The organism is Oryzihumus leptocrescens (genome assembly GCF_006716205.1).
Taxonomy (GTDB): domain Bacteria; phylum Actinomycetota; class Actinomycetes; order Actinomycetales; family Dermatophilaceae; genus Oryzihumus; species Oryzihumus leptocrescens.
In genome coordinates this window covers 2,092,742-2,110,675 of sequence record NZ_VFOQ01000001.1, presented here as the reverse complement: position 1 = coordinate 2,110,675, position 17,934 = coordinate 2,092,742, and the positions used below count along the sequence as shown (strand labels likewise).

Annotated in this window: 17 protein-coding genes; 8 read left to right on the top strand and 9 right to left on the bottom strand. The window is 73.7% G+C overall.

Annotated features, from left to right (window positions below):
* The first annotated feature begins 31 nt into the window (after positions 1–31).
* Positions 32–604: a TIGR03086 family metal-binding protein gene (locus FB474_RS09935; RefSeq protein WP_221632501.1), complete on the top strand. Its 573-nt coding sequence runs from the start codon at positions 32–34 to the stop codon at positions 602–604.
* A 108-nt stretch (positions 605–712) separates the two neighbouring features.
* Entirely contained in the window at positions 713–1,765 is a 1,053-nt protein-coding gene (locus FB474_RS09930; RefSeq protein WP_185746109.1) for a S66 family peptidase, read from the top strand.
* A 45-nt stretch (positions 1,766–1,810) separates the two neighbouring features.
* Here FB474_RS09930 and FB474_RS09925 read toward each other — a convergent pair whose 3' ends face one another.
* From FB474_RS09925 to ypfJ, 5 genes are all read right to left on the bottom strand, one after another.
* The gene (locus FB474_RS09925) at positions 1,811–2,065 is read right to left on the bottom strand and encodes a hypothetical protein (protein ID WP_141788491.1); all 255 of its coding nucleotides are present in this window, start codon (positions 2,063–2,065) and stop codon (positions 1,811–1,813) included.
* Positions 2,066–2,190: 125 nt separating this feature from the next.
* Entirely contained in the window at positions 2,191–3,372 is a 1,182-nt protein-coding gene (locus FB474_RS09920; RefSeq protein ID WP_141788490.1) for an MFS transporter, read from the bottom strand.
* 106 nt (positions 3,373–3,478) lie between these two features.
* Positions 3,479–4,123 carry an HAD family hydrolase gene (locus FB474_RS09915; RefSeq protein ID WP_141788489.1) on the bottom strand — a complete coding sequence of 215 codons (645 nt, stop codon included), beginning with the start codon at positions 4,121–4,123 and terminating at the stop codon, positions 3,479–3,481.
* A gap of 135 nt (positions 4,124–4,258) precedes the next feature.
* Positions 4,259–6,214, bottom strand: coding sequence for a S53 family peptidase (locus FB474_RS09910; RefSeq protein WP_221632500.1), 1,956 nt, complete (start codon positions 6,212–6,214; stop codon positions 4,259–4,261).
* 126 nt (positions 6,215–6,340) lie between these two features.
* Entirely contained in the window at positions 6,341–7,258 is a 918-nt protein-coding gene (gene ypfJ, locus FB474_RS09905; RefSeq protein WP_141788488.1) for a KPN_02809 family neutral zinc metallopeptidase, read from the bottom strand.
* 151 nt (positions 7,259–7,409) lie between these two features.
* Between ypfJ and FB474_RS09900 the strand changes: the two genes are divergently transcribed.
* From FB474_RS09900 to FB474_RS09880, 5 genes are all read left to right on the top strand, one after another.
* Entirely contained in the window at positions 7,410–9,008 is a 1,599-nt protein-coding gene (locus tag FB474_RS09900; protein WP_141788487.1) for an ABC-F family ATP-binding cassette domain-containing protein, read from the top strand.
* Positions 9,009–9,027: 19 nt separating this feature from the next.
* Positions 9,028–9,828 (top strand): enoyl-CoA hydratase/isomerase family protein, encoded by an 801-nt coding sequence (locus FB474_RS09895; RefSeq protein ID WP_246092121.1) that lies wholly within the window; start codon positions 9,028–9,030, stop codon positions 9,826–9,828.
* Between the two features lie 86 nt (positions 9,829–9,914).
* Positions 9,915–11,786 carry an ABC transporter ATP-binding protein gene (locus FB474_RS09890; protein WP_141789921.1) on the top strand — a complete coding sequence of 624 codons (1,872 nt, stop codon included), beginning with the start codon at positions 9,915–9,917 and terminating at the stop codon, positions 11,784–11,786.
* Positions 11,787–12,074: 288 nt separating this feature from the next.
* A complete protein-coding gene (locus tag FB474_RS09885) occupies positions 12,075–12,527 on the top strand; it encodes a DUF4232 domain-containing protein (RefSeq protein WP_185746108.1) in 453 nt (150 codons plus the stop codon).
* Positions 12,524–13,087, top strand: coding sequence for a hypothetical protein (locus tag FB474_RS09880; protein WP_141788484.1), 564 nt, complete (start codon positions 12,524–12,526; stop codon positions 13,085–13,087). The genes FB474_RS09885 and FB474_RS09880 overlap by 4 nt, the downstream gene beginning before the upstream one ends.
* 110 nt (positions 13,088–13,197) lie before the next feature.
* Here the strand turns inward: FB474_RS09880 and FB474_RS09875 are convergent, their stop codons facing one another.
* The 4 genes from FB474_RS09875 to FB474_RS09860 form a co-directional block, all read right to left on the bottom strand.
* The gene (locus tag FB474_RS09875; protein WP_141788483.1) at positions 13,198–14,556 is read right to left on the bottom strand and encodes a DUF2252 domain-containing protein; all 1,359 of its coding nucleotides are present in this window, start codon (positions 14,554–14,556) and stop codon (positions 13,198–13,200) included.
* A gap of 83 nt (positions 14,557–14,639) precedes the next feature.
* Positions 14,640–15,404, bottom strand: coding sequence for an SDR family oxidoreductase (locus tag FB474_RS09870; RefSeq protein ID WP_141788482.1), 765 nt, complete (start codon positions 15,402–15,404; stop codon positions 14,640–14,642).
* A 130-nt stretch (positions 15,405–15,534) separates the two neighbouring features.
* Positions 15,535–16,050 (bottom strand): putative immunity protein, encoded by a 516-nt coding sequence (locus tag FB474_RS09865; protein ID WP_141788481.1) that lies wholly within the window; start codon positions 16,048–16,050, stop codon positions 15,535–15,537.
* A gap of 25 nt (positions 16,051–16,075) precedes the next feature.
* Positions 16,076–16,876: an SURF1 family cytochrome oxidase biogenesis protein gene (locus FB474_RS09860; protein ID WP_141788480.1), complete on the bottom strand. Its 801-nt coding sequence runs from the start codon at positions 16,874–16,876 to the stop codon at positions 16,076–16,078.
* Between the two features lie 32 nt (positions 16,877–16,908).
* Here FB474_RS09860 and moaA point away from each other — a divergent pair, with 32 nt between their 5' ends.
* The gene (moaA, locus tag FB474_RS09855) at positions 16,909–17,931 is read left to right on the top strand and encodes a GTP 3',8-cyclase MoaA (protein ID WP_141788479.1); all 1,023 of its coding nucleotides are present in this window, start codon (positions 16,909–16,911) and stop codon (positions 17,929–17,931) included.
* Positions 17,932–17,934: the final 3 nt, after the last annotated feature.

The window sequence follows — 17,934 nt, the reverse complement described above, 5'->3', positions numbered from 1 at the left end:
CGAGGGCGCCTGACGGTGCGGCGTGGTAGCCATGGGCATGGCCTCGAACCGCTCGCTGCTGCCCGTCGCCGCCGCCCGCTTCACCGCCGCCGTGCGCGCCGTGCCCCGGGACCGGTGGAACGACCCCACGCCCTGCGCGGAGTGGAGCGTGCGCGATGTCGTCAACCACATGACCGGCGAGCACCTCTGGGTGCCGCACCTGCTCGGCGGGCAGACCCTCGCCGACGTCGGTGACCGCTATGACGGCGACAACGTCGGCGCCGACCCGGTCGCGGCGTGGGAGTCCGCCGTCACCGCGTCCCTGGCGGCGTGGCAGGCCCTGCCCTCCGACGAGGAGCCGGTCCACCTGTCCTTCGGGCTGGTGCCGGCCTCGCTCTACGCCTCGCAGATGCTGGTCGACCTGACCGTGCACTGCTGGGACGTCGCGCGCGGCGCCGGGCTGGACGAGCGGCTGGTCCCCGAGGCGGTCTCGGCGGTGCTGGCGTTCCTCGAGCCGCAGGGCAGTGCGCTGGCCGAGAGCGGCTACTTCGCCGCCGCGGTCGCCACGTCGTCCGCGGACGCCCAGGACCGGGTGCTGGCCCTGTCCGGGCGCGACCCGTCCTAGGACACCGGTTGCGGGCCGGCTACGACTGGCAGTTCCTGCCCGAGGCGGGCCGGGGTTTCACCGACAGCGGGACGACCACGTGCCACTGAGCGTGCGAGGATCCGGGCCATGGTCCTGCGTCCGGTGCTGTCCCACACCCACCACGTCCACCCCGGTGAGAAGGTCGCCATCCTCTCCCCGTCCTGGGCCGGACCGGCCGCCTTCCCGCGCGTGCACGAGCTCGGCCTGCGGCGGCTGCGCGAGCAGCTGGGCGTCGAGCCCGTGGAGTACCCCACGACGCGGCGGCTCGGGGCGACGCCGCAGGAGCGGGCCGCGGACATCCACGCCGCCTTCGCCGACCCCGAGGTTCGCGCCGTCATGGCCAGCATCGGCGGCAGCGACCAGCTCCTCGTGCTGAACCACCTCGACGCCGACCTCATCCGGGCCAATCCCAAGCCGTTCTTCGGCTACAGCGACAACACCAACCTGCTCATCTACCTGTGGAACCTGGGCATCGTCGGCTACCACGGCGGCTCGACACTGGTGCACCTCGGGCGCCCCGGCGCGATGCACCCGGTGACGCTGGAGTCCCTGCGCACCGCGCTGTTCGAGCGCAAGCCGGTGGACATCGCCCCGTCGCCGGACTTCGGGGACGAGAACGGCCGCTGGGAGGAGCAGGTCGAGAGCACCCCGGAACCGCCCATGCGGCCCGGCTCGGGATGGCGCTGGCACGGGGAGGAGCGGCGCGTGGTCGGCCCGTCCTGGGGTGGCTGCCTGGAGATCCTGGACATGCACCTGCGCTCGGGCCGGCACATCCTGGACCCCGCGGCATACCGGGGGTGCGTCCTGCTGCTGGAGACCTCGGAGGAGATGCCGTCGGCGGAGTACGTCTACCGGGTGCTCATGGGCATGGGGGAGCGGGGGATGCTCGGGGAGCTCGCAGGGGTCCTGGTGGCCGCGCCCAAGGCCTGGTCGTTCGAGCGGCCGCTCGACCTGCCGGCGCGGGAGGCCTACACCCGCGAGCAGGAGGCGGCGGTGCTGCGGGCGATGGGGGAGTACCGCCCCGGCGTGCCGATCGTGACCGGGGTCGAGTTCGGCCACACCGACCCCCAGCTGGTGCTGCCGTACGGCGGGGAGATCACCATCGACCCGGCGCAGCGACGGCTGACGGTGGCCTACTGAGGGTGGTCTGCTGACGGGGCCCGCCGACCCCGGCGACGGGGTCGGTCAGACCGGGGGTTCGGGCAGGCTGAGGCCCGGGTCGGTCTGGACCTCCACGGCGGCGACCGTGGCCGTCGGGGTGGGGTCCGGGACGTACCAGCGGGACGCGATGAGCGTGGCGCCCTCGATCTGGCCCCGGCGGGCGCGGCGGGCCAGGCTGCCGGCGGAGACCCCCTGGGCCTTGGCGTGCGCGGCCAACGGCACGAGCGTGACGTCGGGCGCGAGCGGGGAGGGAGCCTGGGCAGGCGAGGAGGAGAACATGGAAGCACCGGACCTTCAGGTTGGACCTGGGGGCGGAGTTGCCGACAGGCCGGGCGAACCTGTGAACCGTACCCCGGACGGTGCCCCCGTAATCACGGCGGAGGGTCGGCAGCCGCGGCGGAGGGTCAGCGTTCGGCGCGGACCGGGACGACGCAGGCGCCGAGCAGCGGCAGTGCCACGCAGGCCGCGAACGCCGGGCCGTATCCGCGGGCGCCGGCCAGTGCCCCGACCAGCGGTCCGGTGAGGAAGGCGGCGACGTTCTGCGCGGTATTCTGCGTGCCCAGGGCGCGCCCGGACCACGCGGTGCCTGCCAGCTCGGCCGTCGCGGTGAACCCCAGCCCGTTGTCGGTGACCGACACCACCGACGCGGCGGCCAGGGCGGCCAGCACCAGCGGCGAGCCGTTCTCGATGGCCACCGCCACCAACGCCATCGTCAGCGCGGACAGCAGCGCCACCTGTCGCATCGGTCTCAGCCGGCTGCCGACCAGGTCCGACCAGCGGCCGACGGCGAGCCGGCCCAGCGCGCCGGCCAGGGCCACCACGGCCAGCACCCGTCCGGCAGCGGCCGCGTCCCAGTGCTGCTGGGCCACGAGGTACTCCGCCGAGAACGTCGCCGTCGCGAACTGCGGCACGACCAGCAACGCGCTCGCGAGGTGCACCCGGGCCAGCGCCCAGGACTGCCGGTACGGCGAGCGAGGGCGGGCGCCGTCACGCGCGGCCGCCTCGGCTCGGGGTGGGTCGGCGGCCAGCACCAGCAGCAGGGCGGCCACGGCCAGGCACAGGACCGCCGGGACCGCCAGGGCGAGGGTGATCCCGCCGGCGCGCTCCAGCGGCGGGAGCAGCAGCGCCGCGACGGCGACCCCGAGCGGCTGGCCCATCTGCCGGATGCCCATGGCCAGCCCGCGCTGGTCGGCGCCGAACCAGCCCATGACCAGCCGCCCGCTCGCGGCGTTGACCGAGGCCCCGGCGGCGCCGACGAGCACGAGCAGCAGCCCCCTGGCCCACGGGGCGTCCACCGGTGCGGCGGCGAGGGCGAGCACCCCGGTCAGCCCGAGGCCGGACCACAGCGCCAGCCGCTCGCCGTACCGGTCCGCGAAGGCGCCCCACAGGATGAGGGTGAGGACCAGGCCGAGGGAGGGTGCCGCCACCAGGGCGCCCGCCTGCGCGAGCGTGAGCTGGTCCTCCTCGCGCAGGGCTGGCAGGAGGAACGGCAGCCCGAACAGCAGGGTCGAGGCAGCCGTCTGCGCGGCGGTGCCCAGCGCGAGCATGAGCCACCGCCGTGGCGCGGGCTCCGCGGGGCTGGGCATGTCCGCGACGCTAGCGCCGCGGACCGCATGTCGAGACCGCCGTCTTGCCATGTGACCGCGTCTGCCGTGCCGCTCGCCTCCGCGGGACACCCGTCTCCGGCCGGCCTCAGCGGCCGGCCAGGTGTCCCCGCAGCCAGCCGGGGAAGGCCGTGAGGTGCTCCAGGGTCACCGCGGCCCCGACCGCGCTCAGGGCCCGCGCGTCATGGGACCCGGTGGTCACCCCGACGGCGAGGGCGCCGGCGCCGGTCGCGGCGGCCATGTCGCCCGGGTGGTCGCCGACGTAGACGGTGGCCTGCTGCTCGAGCAGGGCCGCGGACTTGTCCTCGGCGAACAGCTCGCCGTAGACCGCGTCGACGAGGTCGACCAGCCCCGCCTCGGCGAGGGCGGCGTGCACGGCCGGGACGTACTTCGCCGAGACGACCACGGTGCGGCCCCCGTGGTCCCGGACGGCGCCCAGCGCCTCGGCCGCTCCGCGCATCGGCTCGGTCGGCGGGGAGGACGGGTCGTCGTAGTAGCGCCGGTAGCGGGCGACCAGAGCGTCCGCGTCGACAGCCGGGGCCACCGCGGCGACCGTGTGCGTCAGCGGGATGCCCATGTGCGGCTCGAGGTCCTCGCGGCTGACCTCCACGCCGACGTCGCGCAGCGCGTGGATGTAGGAGCGCATGATCCGCTCCCGGGAGTCCACGAGGGTCAGGTCGAGGTCGAAACCGACGACGAGGGGCCGGGCGGAGGAGGAGGACACGTCCGCCATTCCACCACCTGCGCGCCGAGGTCGACGAAACCCACAGAACGACGGTGCTGTGGTGTGGGTTTCGTCGACCTCGGCAGAGATGAGGCTGGGGTGCCGGGGTGGCGTCCCGTGAGGGCGCCACCCCGGCGGACGTGGTCAGCCGCCGTAGGTGGCCAGCGAGTCCAGCCACGCCTGCCCGGTCGGCGAACCGAGGCCGGTCACGTCGTCGTAGCCGGGCCGCACGTGGATCGTGAGGTTGTCGTCCCGGTCGAACCACCGCGCCGTGTAGGTGTAGCCGTTCGAGGCGTCCACGCCGTTGACGTAGTCGACCCGCACCGCCCCGGGGTAGCTGCCCAGGTCGGCCTTGGTGATGTCCAGCGTGGCCGACCGCGCGGCATACAGGGCGGGGTTGGCCAGGCCGAAGGCGTGGCCGGCCTTCTGCACCGCGAGGGCGAACATGCCCGCGTAGAGCGGCGAGGACAGGCTGGTGCCGCCGATGCGGTACTCCGAGTAGGCGTCGTGGCCGTCGGGGAACCGCTGCGTCTGGCCGACGAGCATGCCCGTGGTCGGGTCGCCGACCGCGGCCACGTCGGGCACCACCCGCATCGCCGCGCCGCCGTAGCGCTGCGACAGTGCCGAGGGCACCACACCGGCCTGGTATGCCGGCTGGCTGAACAGGCGGCTCGTCCCGCCTCCGCTGCCGTACAGGTAGGCGGGGGTCGTCCAGGCCCCGTTGCTCAGCTTGCTCTTGCCGGTCTCCCAGCCGAGCTCGAAGACCCGGCCGTTGGACTGCGAGACCCCGAGCGAGGTGCCGCCGACCGCGGTCACCCACGGGCTGGAGGCCGGCCAGTCCGGCGTCGGGGTGGCACCGGCGACACCGTCGGTCTCGTCGCCGTTGTCACCGGAGGAGAAGAAGACGCTGATCCCCGTGGCCGCGGCCTGGATGAGGGTGTCGTTCATCGGCTTGATGTAGCCGCGCGGCAGCGCCTCGGAGGAGAACCCGTAGGAGTTCGTGACGATGTCGGCCAGGTGGCTGTCAACGACGTGGTTCAGCGCCGCGTCCATGTCCTGGTAGTTGTTCGGGGAGCCGACATAGACGATGTCGGCGCCGGGCGCCATGGTGTGGACGGCCTCGATGTCGAGCGTCTCCTCACCGCTCCACCCCTGCGGGTCCTGCCTGGTGTTCTGCGGCCGGGTGAACGTGCCGGGGGCGACGACCTGGCTGAAGTGCCCGGAGAGCGACGGCAGCCCGTGCTTGGCCGAGTACGTCTCGACGTCCTGCACGATCGTCGGCGAGGCGTACGCGTCGACGACGGCGACCGTCACGCCGCTGCCGTCGGTGCCCGAGCCGATCGCCCCCGACAGGCCGTAGGCACCCTGCAGCTGCGCACCGGCATACCCGCACGGCGCGAACGCGGACGGGGTGGACGGCAAGGTGGTGCCGTCCGGGGTCGCGGTGTTCTGCACGGTCTTCTGGCCCCACCAGTCCGAGCAGGGCCGGCCGTTGACGAACACGTCCGGCGGCGGTGCCGACGGGGAGGCCTGCGGCTGGGTCAGGGCAGCGGACTCGTCCAGGCCGACGACCGCCTGCACCGCCGGCAGGGACGAGGGCAGGCTCAGCGGGGTGGCGTTGGACCGCAACGTCGCGCCCGCGAAGGAGTAGTCCGAGAAGGACGTCGAGAACGCCGACGCGGCCTGGGCGACCGTGCCCACCGCCTCGACGTAACGGTGGTTGTCCGGCACGTGGCCGACCTTGAACCCCTGCGCCTTGAGCCAGCTGGTGACCGCGTTGACGTCGCCCTGGGTGGGGGAGTAGCGCGCCCGGAAGTCGGCGCCGCTGAGGAAGTGGCCGTATGCCGGGTTGCCCGGCGTCGAGACGGCGGTCGCGAACGACGCCGCGTCACCGTGCAGGCCCAGGTAGACCCGGAAGTCCACGGTGGTGGCGGTGGCCGAGGCGCCGAGCCGGTGGGCCGCGGTGGCCCAGGGCGCGACCGAGTCGCCCAGGACGGTGCGGCCGGAGCCCGACGGGGCGGCGAAGGCGGAGACGGTGGTGGCCGCGACGAGGGTGGTCGCGGCCGCCAGGGCAAGACAGGAACGGTGGATCCTCTGCACGTGTACTCCCTTGGGTGGAGTCGGGACGACGCGTGGTCGACCGGCTCGGGACAGGACGCCTGTCAGTGGAGCGCGTGCAGGCGGCCGTGACAACCGCCGGGAGCAGGAGATTTTCTCGAGCGTTGCCTAGTTGAGGCTGGTTGCGTGCAGAGTGTCGCATTGGCGTGGATCGCCCGACCGGTACCCCGTGAGGAACCACTTCTGCCGCTCCGCGCTCGAGCCGTGGGTCCACGACTCCGGCGTGACCCGGCCCTGCGCCTTCTGCTGGATCCGGTCGTCGCCGACGGCTGACGCGGCCGACAGCGCCGAGCGGATGTCGTTCTGCGTCAAGGGCTTCAGGTAGGTGTTGCCCTGGGCGTCCGTGGTCGTGCTGGCGTCGTGGGCCCACGCCCCGGCGAAGCAGTCGGCCATCAGCTCGATGCGCACCGACCCGCTCTCGGGGCCCTGCGGGTCCTGCTGGGCGGCGTCGAGCACCCCGAGCAGGTCCTGGACGTGGTGGCCGTACTCGTGGGCCACGACGTACTCCTGCGCCAGTGCCCCGCTGTCGGCGCCGAAGCGGGAGGTGAGCTCGGTGAAGAAGCTGGCGTCGATGTAGGCCTTGCCGTCGCGCGGGCAGTAGAAGGGGCCGACCTGGTTGGAGGCGGTGCCGCAGGCCGAGGGCACGGCGCCGGAGTAGAGCCGGGTGGTCGCCCGTGTGTAGTTGGTGCCGAAGAACCGGGGCAGGGCGGTGGCCCAGTAGGACTGCACGCTGTTGACCGTGCCGACCACGCGGCACTCGACGTTCGCGTTGGCGTCGGCGCCGGTCCGGCAGCGCTGGGTGATCTCGCCCTGGCTGGTCCCGCCGGAGCCTGCCGAGCCCGCACCGCCCGCCGTCGAGGGGTCCTGGCCGCCGAGCACGCCCGGGCCGAACACCAGCGCCAGGATGAGCAGCAGGATCCCGCCCGCGCCGCCGCCGACGACCAGGCCGCCGCCGGGGAACCCGCCACCCCCGCCACCGCTCTCGACCTGCGAGGTGTCCAGGCCGGCGTCGTCGTTGAAGCTCATGCGGTGCCTCCGGCAGGTCGCGTCGTCGGGGCGGGTGGTCGGTGCACCGTAGACTAGCCAGCCGGCCCGGACCGACCGCCGCCCGCCAGGGGCGGGCACACGGCATACCGGCGCCTCATCCTCCCACCCGCACGACCTCAAGGAGCCTGCCGTGATCGCCGCCACCGGGATCGAGCTGCGCGCGGGCTCACGGCTGCTGCTGGCCGACGCGACGTTCCGGATCGCGGCGGGGGACCGGGTGGGCCTCGTCGGGCGCAACGGCGCCGGCAAGACGACGCTGACCAAGGTGCTCGCCGGCGCGGGCAGCCCGGCCGCCGGCTCGGTGACCACGTCCGGCGAGGTCGGCTACCTGCCGCAGGACCCGCGCACCGGCGACCTGCACGTGCTGGCTCGCGACCGGATCCTGTCCGCCCGCGGCCTGGACCGGATCATCCGCGACCTGCGCGCCGCCGAGGGCTCGATGGCCAGCGCCGACGACGAGACCCGCGACAAGGCGATGGCCCGCTACGCGCGCCTCGACGAGGAGTTCGCCGCGCGCGGCGGGTATGCCGCGGAGTCCGAGGCCGCCGCCATCGCCTCCGCGCTCGGGCTGGACGAGCGCATCCTCGGCCAGGAGCTCGTCACCCTCTCCGGTGGCCAGCGGCGCCGGGTGGAGCTGTCGCGGATCCTCTTCTCCGGCGCGCAGACCCTGCTGCTGGACGAGCCGACCAACCACCTCGACGCCGACTCGATCATCTGGTTGCGCGACTACCTGCGGGCCTACAAGGGCGGGCTGATCATCATCAGCCACGACGTCGAGATGCTCGACACCGTGGTCAACCGGGTGTTCCACCTCGACGCCAACCGGGCCGAGCTCGACCTGTACAACGTCGGCTGGAAGGCCTACCTGCAGCAGCGCGAGACCGACGAGCGCCGGCGCAAGCGGGAGCGGCTCAACGCCGAGAAGAAGGCCAGCACCCTGCTCGCCCAGGCCGACAAGATGCGGGCCAAGGCCACCAAGGCCACGGCGGCCCAGAACATGGCCAAGCGGGCCGAGCGCCTGCTGTCCGGCATCGAGGGGGAGCGCGTCGCCGACAAGGTGGCCAAGCTGCGCTTCCCCGACCCGGCGCCGTGCGGCAAGACCCCGCTGCGCGCCTCCGGGCTGTCCCGGTCCTACGGCTCGCTGGAGATCTTCACCGACGTCGACCTGGCCATCGACCGGGGCTCGCGGGTCGTGGTGCTCGGCCTCAACGGCGCCGGCAAGACCACCCTGCTGCGGATCCTGTCCGGCGTCGACGCCCCGGACACCGGTGACGTCGAGCCGGGTCACGGGCTCAAGCTGGGCTACTACGCCCAGGAGCACGAGAACCTCGACACCGACCGCACCGTGCTGGAGAACATGAAGTCCTCCGCGCCGGACCTCAACGAGACCGAGACCCGCAAGGTGCTGGGCTCGTTCCTGTTCAGCGGCGACGACGTCAACAAGCCGGCCGGGGTGCTCTCCGGTGGCGAGAAGACGCGGCTGTCCCTGGCCATGCTCGTCGTCTCCTCGGCCAACGTGCTGCTGCTCGACGAGCCCACCAACAACCTCGACCCGGCCTCCCGCGAGGAGATCCTCGGCGCGCTCAAGACCTACAAGGGCGCCGTCGTCCTGGTCAGCCACGACGAGGGCGCGGTCGAGGCGCTGGAGCCTGAGCGGGTGCTGCTGCTGCCCGATGGTGTCGAGGACCACTGGAACGCCGACTACCGCGACCTCATCGCGCTGGCCTGAGTCCCCTAGGGTCGCGGGGGTGACGAGCACCGAGACCTCCCGGCCCCACCCGCACCTGCGCGCCGAGCGCGACGGGTCACTGCTGACGCTGACCCTGGACAACCCGGACCGCCGCAACTCCCAGACGCCGAGCCTGTGGAGGGCGCTCGCCGCGGTCGGGGAGTCGCTCGACCCTGCCGTGCGCGTCGTCATCGTGCGCGCCGAGGGCGCGTCGTTCTCCGCGGGCCTGGACCGGGCGATGCTCACCCCGCAGGGCGCCCCGGGCGAGGTCAACGTCCTCGGCCTCGCCGCGCGGGGGGAGGAGCCGCTCGCCGAGGCGATCGAGGGATTCCAGCGCGGGTTCGCGATCTGGTCGCAGGTGCCGGCGGTGACCATCGCCGCGGTGCAGGGCCACGCCATCGGCGCCGGCTTCCAGCTCGCCCTGGCCTGCGACCTGCGGGTGGTCGCCGACGACGTGCAGCTCGCCATGCGCGAGACCAGCCTGGGCCTGGTGCCGGACCTCGCCGGCACCTCGCCGCTCGTGCGCCTGGTCGGGTACGCGCGAGCGCTGGAGATCTGTGCCACCGGCCGGTTCGTGTATGCCGAGGAGGCCGTCCGCGCCGGCCTCGCCTCCATCGCCGTCCCCGGCGACGAGCTCGACGCCGCCGCCCGGGACCTGGCCGAGGCGCTGCTGGGTGCCCCGGAGGCGGCGCTGCGGGAGCTGAAGCCGCTGCTGCAGTCCGCGGTGCACGCCACGCCGGGGGAGCAGCAGCGCTCGGAGCGGGAGGCCCAGGCCCGCCTGCTCACCGCGATGGTGCGCGGAGGTGGGAAGCAAGCCTGACCCCGCGGTGTTGTCGGACCCGACGAGGATGATGAAGGCACGTGGTCCCGCGGGTTGCGGGAGGGCGCGTGCAGAGCGGAGAGCACATGTCGATGTCGGGCTGGATGATGATGCGGTCGCTGACCCGCGACTCCTCGGTGGCGCAGCGCAAGCTGGCCCCGGGCACGGGCAAGCGGGTGCTCGGCTACGCCCGGCCCTACAAGCGGGCGATCGCCGTGTTCCTGGTCCTCGTCGTCATCGACGCCGCCCTCGTCGTGGCCACGCCACTGCTGATGGGGCAGATCGTCGACAAGGGCGTCATCCCCAAGAACTCGGCCGTGGTCGTCGGCCTGGCACTCGTGGTGGCCGCGCTGGCGGTGGTCGACGGCCTGCTGGGCCTGGTCGAGCGGTGGTACTCCTCGCGGATCGGTGAGGGGCTCATCTACGACCTGCGCACCGAGGTCTTCAGCCACGTGCTGCGCCAGCCGATCGCGTTCTTCACCCGGGCGCAGACCGGCGCGCTGGTCAGCCGGCTCAACAACGACGTCATCGGCGCGCAGCAGGCGTTCACCTCCACCCTGTCCGGTGTCGTGAGCAACGCCGTCTCGCTGGTCTTCATCGTCATCGCCATGGCCACCCGCTCCTGGCTGCTGACGCTGCTCTCGCTCGCGCTGCTGCCGTTCTTCCTCGTCCCGGCCCGGATGATGGGCAAGAAGCTGGCCGGCCTGGCCCACGAGCAGATGGGCCTCAACGCCGAGCTCGGCACCCGCATGACCGAGCGGTTCAACGTGGCCGGGGCGCTGCTGGTCAAGCTGTTCGGCCGGCCGCACACCGAGGACGAGCAGTTCGCCGAGCGGGCCGGGCAGGTGCGCGACATCGGCGTGCGGATCTCGCTCAACCGCGCCGTGTTCTTCGTCGGGCTGACCCTGGTCGCCTCCCTCGCGACGGCGATGGTCTACGGCGTTGGCGGCGTGATGGCCGTCAACGGCGGGCTGACCGTCGGCACCCTGCTCGCGCTCGCCGCGCTGCTGGGCCGCCTCTACGGCCCGCTGACCGCCCTGTCCAACGTGCGCGTCGACGTGATGACCGCGCTGGTCTCCTTCGAGCGGGTCTTCGAGGTGCTCGACCTCGAGCCGCTGGTCAAGGAGAAGCCGGAGCCCGTTGCGCTGGAGCGCCGCCCGGTCGCGGTGGACTTCGACCACGTGGCGTTCGGCTACCCCTCGGCCGACCAGATCTCCCTGGCCTCGCTGGAGCAGGTGGCCTCCGGCGACCGCCGCGGCGGGGAGACGGTGCTCAAGGACGTGACCTTCCACGCCGCCCCGGGCGAGCTCGTGGCGCTGGTCGGCCCCAGCGGCGCCGGCAAGACGACGATCACCTCGCTGGTCGCCCGGCTCTACGACCCCACCGCCGGTGAGGTGCGCCTGGACGGGGTCGACCTGCGCGACGCCAGCCTGGAGTCGGTGCACGACGTCGTCGGCGTGGTGACGCAGGAGGCGCACCTGTTCCACGACACCATCCGCGCCAACCTCGCCTACGCCCGGCCCTCGGCCACCGAGGCCGAGATGGTCGAGGCGCTGCGCGCGGCCCAGGTGTGGGACCTGGTCTCGCAGCTGCCCGAGGGGCTGGAGACGGTCGTCGGCGACCGCGGGCACCGGCTCTCCGGTGGCGAGAAGCAGCGCCTGGCCATCGCCCGGCTGCTGCTCAAGAGCCCCGGCCTGGTCGTGCTCGACGAGGCGACCGCCCACCTCGACAGCGAGTCCGAGGTGGCGGTGCAGCGCGCGCTCGACACCGCGCTGCACGGCCGGACCGCGCTGGTCATCGCCCACCGCCTGTCCACGGTGCGTGGGGCCGACCAGATCCTCGTCGTCGAGGCCGGCCGGATCGTCGAGCGCGGCACGCACCTGGAGCTGCTGGCCAAGGGCGGCCTCTACGCCGACCTCTACACGACGCAGTTCGCCGACCAGGGGTCCGTCGCCTGACCCGTCCTCGCTGAGCCTGTCGCCGGTGTCGACCACGTCCTCGCCGTGCGTGTTCCGGCGACAGGCCGGTCAGCCCTGGGCCCCGCGGTGCCGGTAGGTTGCCCCCAGGGCTCCGGGGGAGGGCCCGGGCGAGGGGGAGCAGTGCCGGGGCGGCGACGACACGATCACGGGAACAGTCGGCGACGGCCGGGGCGGGCCGCGGCGGCGGTCCTGCTCCCGGCGGTGCTCGCCGGGGGGTGCGTCAACCCGCCGGCCGTCACGAGCAGGCCGACAGAGTTGCCGACACAGGTGCCGACGACGTCGGAGGCCGCGTGTCCCCCCGGTGGCCTCAAGGCCGCCGTCGGCCCGGGGGACGCGGCGATGGGGCTCAGGGTCCTCGCGCTGCTCGTGACCAACTGTGGTTCGACCCCGGCGGCCCTGAGCGGCTACCCCCGGCTCGAGCTCTACGACGCGGACGGGAACCTGCTCGCGGTGCGCGTGCGCCATGGTGTGTCGACGGTGGTGCCGGACCCCGGCCCGAAGCCCGTGCGCCTCGCTGCCGGCGAGAGCGCCCGGACCGACCTGGTCTGGCGCAACACGGTGCTGGCCGACGGCAGCACCGCCCAGACGGCGACCCACGTGGCGGTCACCGCACCGCCTGCCGGCCGCCAGGTGCTGGCTCTCACGGTGGACGTGGGCACGACCGGCGTGGTGGACGTCACCGCGTGGCACCGAGCCGACTCCGCCGGAAGCGCCTCGTGAGCCCCGCGCAGGCCCCGGGGCCTGCGGTGCTGTCCCGCCCCCGGGCGGCCCGCGCCGTAGCGGTGGCCGCGGTGCTCGCCGGGCTGCTGTGGGTGGCCTCGGGCGTGCTCAACCGCGTTCTCCTGTGGCAGGTGCCCGGCCTGCCCTACCAGCTGGTGAACCTCGTCGTCCCGCCCGCGCTGGACTTCAGCCTCCGCCCGGGCGAGCACCAGGTCAGCGCCATGGCTGTCGTCGGGGCGGTCGTGGTCGCGGTCGTCGTCGCGGGAATCAGTGCGCTGGCGCTGCGGGGCCTGCCCGCGTCCGGCGGCCGGGTCGCCCTGTTCCTGGCCGTCTGGTTCGGCGTGGTGGCAGCGTCGGCCGTCGCCTCGGTGGTGCAGGTCATGGCGAAGTTCGCCCCGCTGGGCGCCGACGCGGCAACGGTCAACGCCCTCGTCCCGTGGCTCACCCGGGGCGGCCACTGGGGCCTGATGCTGGGATGGGTCGCGGCCTCCGGTGCCGTGGCGACGCTCGACCGCACGCGGGCGCACCCGACCCCGCCCGCCGCGCCCCCCGCTCCCTGACAGCTGGCGCGAGGGCAACGACGAGCAGCTCGCCGCCACCGGTGGCCGCGCGTGGGTGCCCGGATGAGTGGGGTTCGCGGGGGACCGGCACCGGGCCGGCCTGCAGCCGGTCAGGAACCGTCAGCGCCGGGGACGTCACCTCTGCTGATCGCCTCGCAGAGCCGCTCGTGGTCACGCTCGGTCTGGTCGGCGTAGTCGACGGCGAACCTGGCGATGGCCCGGTCGAACCCCTGACCCGATCCGAGGTAGCCATGGATCGCGCCGGGGTCGCCACTGCGCGCGTGGGCGCGGGCCAGGGTCCACCCGCACAGCTCGGCGAACAGCACCAGGGACTCCCCGCTCATCAGCTCGGTGTCGACCTTGCCCTTCATGTCCCAGAGCTGGCGCACGTAGTAGTCCACGCCTTCCACCGCACCGCTGGTCCAGCCCAGGAAGATGTCGCCCGCTGCCTGGATGACGCGCTGGCCCTCCACGACGCGCCGGCCCTGGTGGTCCTGCTCCGCAGGCTTCGCATGCGGCTCGAGGACCGACCGGCCCGCCTGCTTGACCTGCAGCACCAGGGGAGTCCTGGCGTCGCCCCCGTCGAAGAGCACCGCCCAGCACCGGGTGCCGACGCTGCCGACGCCGACCACCTTGACGGAGTAGTCCACGAGCTCGAAGCGGTCGAACAGCACCTGGACGTGGTGCGGGAGCGTGCCGCGGTAGGAGGTCATCGCGCGATGCACGATGTCGTCGTCCTGCGGGTGGTGGTAGAGCCGGGGCGGGTCGTCGCGGAACCGCAGTGTGCCGTCGACGGTGGTGGTGAGGCGGCGGAACGCCCGGAGGTTGTCCTTGCGCCTCGCCTTGTTGATGCGCCGGTGGGCCAGACGCTTCTGCTGCGCGTCGATCTGCGCGTGCCTGACGACGTCCTGGAGGGTCAGGCTGTCGATGCTCGAGTACCAGACCTCCAGCGGACGTTCGCGGGCGTACTCGGCCATCCGGAGCCGGTAGCTGCGCGCCGCTGCCAGGGCCGCCCCGCTGCAGACCTCGGGTGAGAAGCCGTTCTGCCGTCCCACCACCACCGCGCTGGCGGCCAGCCGTTTCAGGTCCCACTCGAAGGGCGCAGGCAGCGTCTCGTCGAAGTCGTTGATGTCGAGGTTGATCTCCCGCTCGGGGGTGCCCAGCAGACGGAAGTTGCCGATGTGGGCGTCGCCGCAGGCCTGCACCCACAGGCCGGACTGCGCGGTGGTGGCGAGGTCTGCGGCCATCACCGAGGCCGAGCCGCGCAGGAACGTGAACGGGGAGGCCGACATGCGGCTGTACCGCAGCCCGAGGAGCTCGGAGAGGCGCACGGCGTCGGTGGCGCGCAGGGTCGCCACCGGGTCGGGTCGGGAGTCGGGCGGGTGCCAGCCGGCATGGCTTGAGCGCGGGACGGCGCTGCGCAGGGACCGGCCCGACGCGCGCCGCTGGGCTGGGGTCGGGAGGCTCACGGCAGCCCTCCTTGGTCCGCGGTGGCGGTGGGCACCATGGTCGCGTCCCGCGTCCGGGCGGCAGGTGCCCTTCGTCCCGCGGCTCAGAGGCTGCGGGTGGACCCGCCGTCGACGGTGACCATGGCGCCGGTCATGTACGACGCGGCGGGCGAGGCGACGAACGCGGCGACCCGGCCCACCTCCTCGGGCTGGCCGTAACGGCGCAGCGGGATGTGCTGCTCGCGCTCGCGGCGGGTGCTCTGCGGGCGGCCGGTCGCCTCGTCGAGCTCGCGGACCCGGTCGGTGTCGATCCGGCCCGGCAGGATCGCGTTGACCCGGGCGCCCCGGGGGCCGAACTCGTCGGCCAGGGTCTTGGCGGCCATGGCCAGCCCGGGCCGCAGGCCGTTCGACAGCGCCAGCCCGGGCAGCGGAGCGCGCACCGAGGTCGACAGGACGAACGTGATGCTGACGCCCTCCTGGGTGCTGGTGGCCAGCGTGGCGCGGGCCAGCCGCAACGGGCCGAGGAAGACCGACTCGAACGCCGAGCGCCACACCTCGTCGCTGATGTCCTCGACCGCACCGTGCGGGGGTCCGCCGACGCTGATGACGGCTCCGTCGATCCGGCCGTAGCGGGCCATCGCGGCGGCCACCAGCGCGTCGGCGGTCGCCGGTGCCGCAAGGTCTCCCGCGATCCCGATCGCGTGGTCCGGGCCGCCGAGCCGGGCCGCGGCCCCGGTGACCGCGTCCTCGTCGCGGGCGCACAGCACGACGCGAGCGCCCTCGGCCACAAGCACCTCGGCGGTGGCGAAGCCCAGCCCCCGTGAGGCCCCGCTGACGACGTACACCCGGTCCCGCAGCCCCAGCTCCATGGGCTCATCGTGCCCGAGGAGGCGCCGCACGGCGCGCAGGCGCCCCAGCCCGCGGCCGGCGCGCCGTCGCCGACCCATCGCCGGCGCGCCCACGGATTCCGGGCAGCGGCACCTGGTCCGCGGCGTGCGCTCAGCAGTCGAACACCGACCAGCAGATCTCGTTGCGCAGCCGCTGGTCGTCGAGGACGAGCTCGCGAACCTCCTCCGGGAGCTGGTCGCGCTGCCACCGGCACTCGAGTCGCCCCGCGGCCTCGGCCTCGCGCTCCGGTGTGGCAGCGCGCGCGGCCTTGATCGCATAGGCAGCCGCACCGAGCTCGTGGGCAGCGACGTGAGCGACGGCCCCAGCCTGGCCGGCAGCGTAGGCGGCATGCCGGGCTGCCCCCCGCAGGTCGCGGGCCGCGCCCATGGCATGGCCGCCTGCCGTGCGGGCCTCGGTCATCCTGACCTCGCCACGCGCCCAGGCTCGAGCCTGCTCGATCGCCCGCCGCGGTCGCGGGTCGTCAGGCCGGGCCGACTCGAAGAGGTGCAGGACGTGCTCGGCGCAGGCAGCCGCCCACAGGGCGAGGAGCTGGTGGTCGGAGTCGGTGAGGGTCCCACCGCGGCGGATGGTCACGAACCGCGGGTCCCGGACCTTCGGGAGGATCATGGCCGGCCTCCTCGGGCGGCGCCGCTCAGGCGTCTTCCTCGTCCCAGATCCGCACCTTCTTCGGCTTCGGCTGCGGGGGCAGGCCTGCGGCGACGGCCTCCTGCTCGGCCGCCTCGCGCCGGATGCCGACCCCGACGAGGACGAAGCCGGCCACGCCGAACAGCCACCACTGGAACGCGTAGGCCAGGTGCGGGCCCTCGTCGGTGTCCGGCGCGGCCAGGGGCGTGGCCCGGGCGATGGGCTCGGAGGAGGCCGACTGCTCGGACTTGACGATGAGGTAGCCGCCGTACAGGTGCGTGCCGGTCGCCTGTGCGGCCTCGGGCAGGTTGATCGAGGCGAGCTGCCCGGCAGGCATCTCCTTGTGCAGGCTCGGCTCGCCCCGGCGCAGCCAGCCGGTCACGGTCACCGTGCCGGTCGGGGTCGCCGGGATGTCCGGGCGTGACGCCGCAGTCTGGGCGTTGTCGATCCAGCCGCGGTCGACGAGGAGGGCACCGCCGGGCACCTGCAGGGGCACGACCACCTCGTAGCCGTAGTTGCCGTCGTTGGGCCGGTTGCGCACCAGCTGCAGCCCCTCGGCGTCGTAGGTGCCGGTCACGCGCACCGGGGTCCACTCCTTCGCCAGCGGCAGCGGCGTCCCCACGCCCGGCAGGGCCCGGCCCAGCGGCTCGGGCGCGGCGGTGTAGTGCGAGGTGATGCGGTGCGCCTTGGCGTGCGCGGTGACGTGCCGACCCCACTGCCACCGCCCGAGGTAGAAGCAGGCGAGGGCGAACACGGCAGCGGCCGCCAACGCGGCCAGCCACCGACGGGTGAGGAGCACCTTCAGCACGTCTTGACGTTACCCGGCATACCCTTGGTGACATGACGAGCCTCCCGATGCCTCAGGTACGCCCGACCGGGCTGCCCGACACCTTCGGGCGGGTGGCGACCGACCTGCGCGTGTCCGTGACCGACCGGTGCAACCTGCGCTGCACCTACTGCATGCCGGCCGAGGGGCTGCCGTGGCTGCCCAAGCCGGAGATGCTCTCCGACGCCGAGCTGCTGCGGGTCATCGGCATCTTCGTCGGGCTGGGGGTGCGCCAGGTGCGCCTCACCGGCGGTGAGCCGCTGCTGCGCCGCTCCCTGGTCGAGGTCGTCGCCGGTATCGCGCAGATGTCACCGCGGCCGCAGATCGCCATGACCACCAACGGCGTGGGCCTCGACCGGCTCGCCGCCCCCCTGGCCGACGCGGGCCTGGACCGGGTCAACGTCAGCCTCGACACGATCGACCCGGCCGAGTTCCAGGTGCTGACCCGGCGCGACCGGTTCGCCGACGTGGAGAAGGGCCTCAAGGCCGCAGCCAACGCCGGGCTGACGCCGGTCAAGGTCAACGCGGTCGCGATGCGCGGGGTCAACGACCACTCCGTCGCCGACGTCCTGCAGTGGTGCCTGGACCGCGGCTACAGCCTGCGTTTCATCGAGCAGATGCCGCTGGATGCCCAGCACTCCTGGGAGCGCACCGAGATGGTCACCGCCGACGAGCTGCGGCAGCGGCTCTCCGAGCGGTTCACGCTGACCCCGCTGCCCTCGGCCGAGCGCGGCAGCGCCCCCGCCGAGCTGTTCCTCGTCAACGGCGGCCCGCAGACGGTGGGGGTCATCGCCAGCGTCACGGCGCCGTTCTGCGCGGCCTGTGACCGGGTCCGGCTGACCGCCGACGGCCAGGTGCGCAACTGCCTGTTCGCCCAGGGAGAGGTGGACCTGCGCGGCCCGCTGCGTGACGGCGCCTCCGACGAGGAGCTGGCCGAGCTGGTGCGCGGGGAGATGTGGCGCAAGGCCCGCGGCCACGGCATCGGCAAGCCCGACTTCCACCAGCCCGACCGGCCGATGTCCGCGATCGGCGGCTGAGCG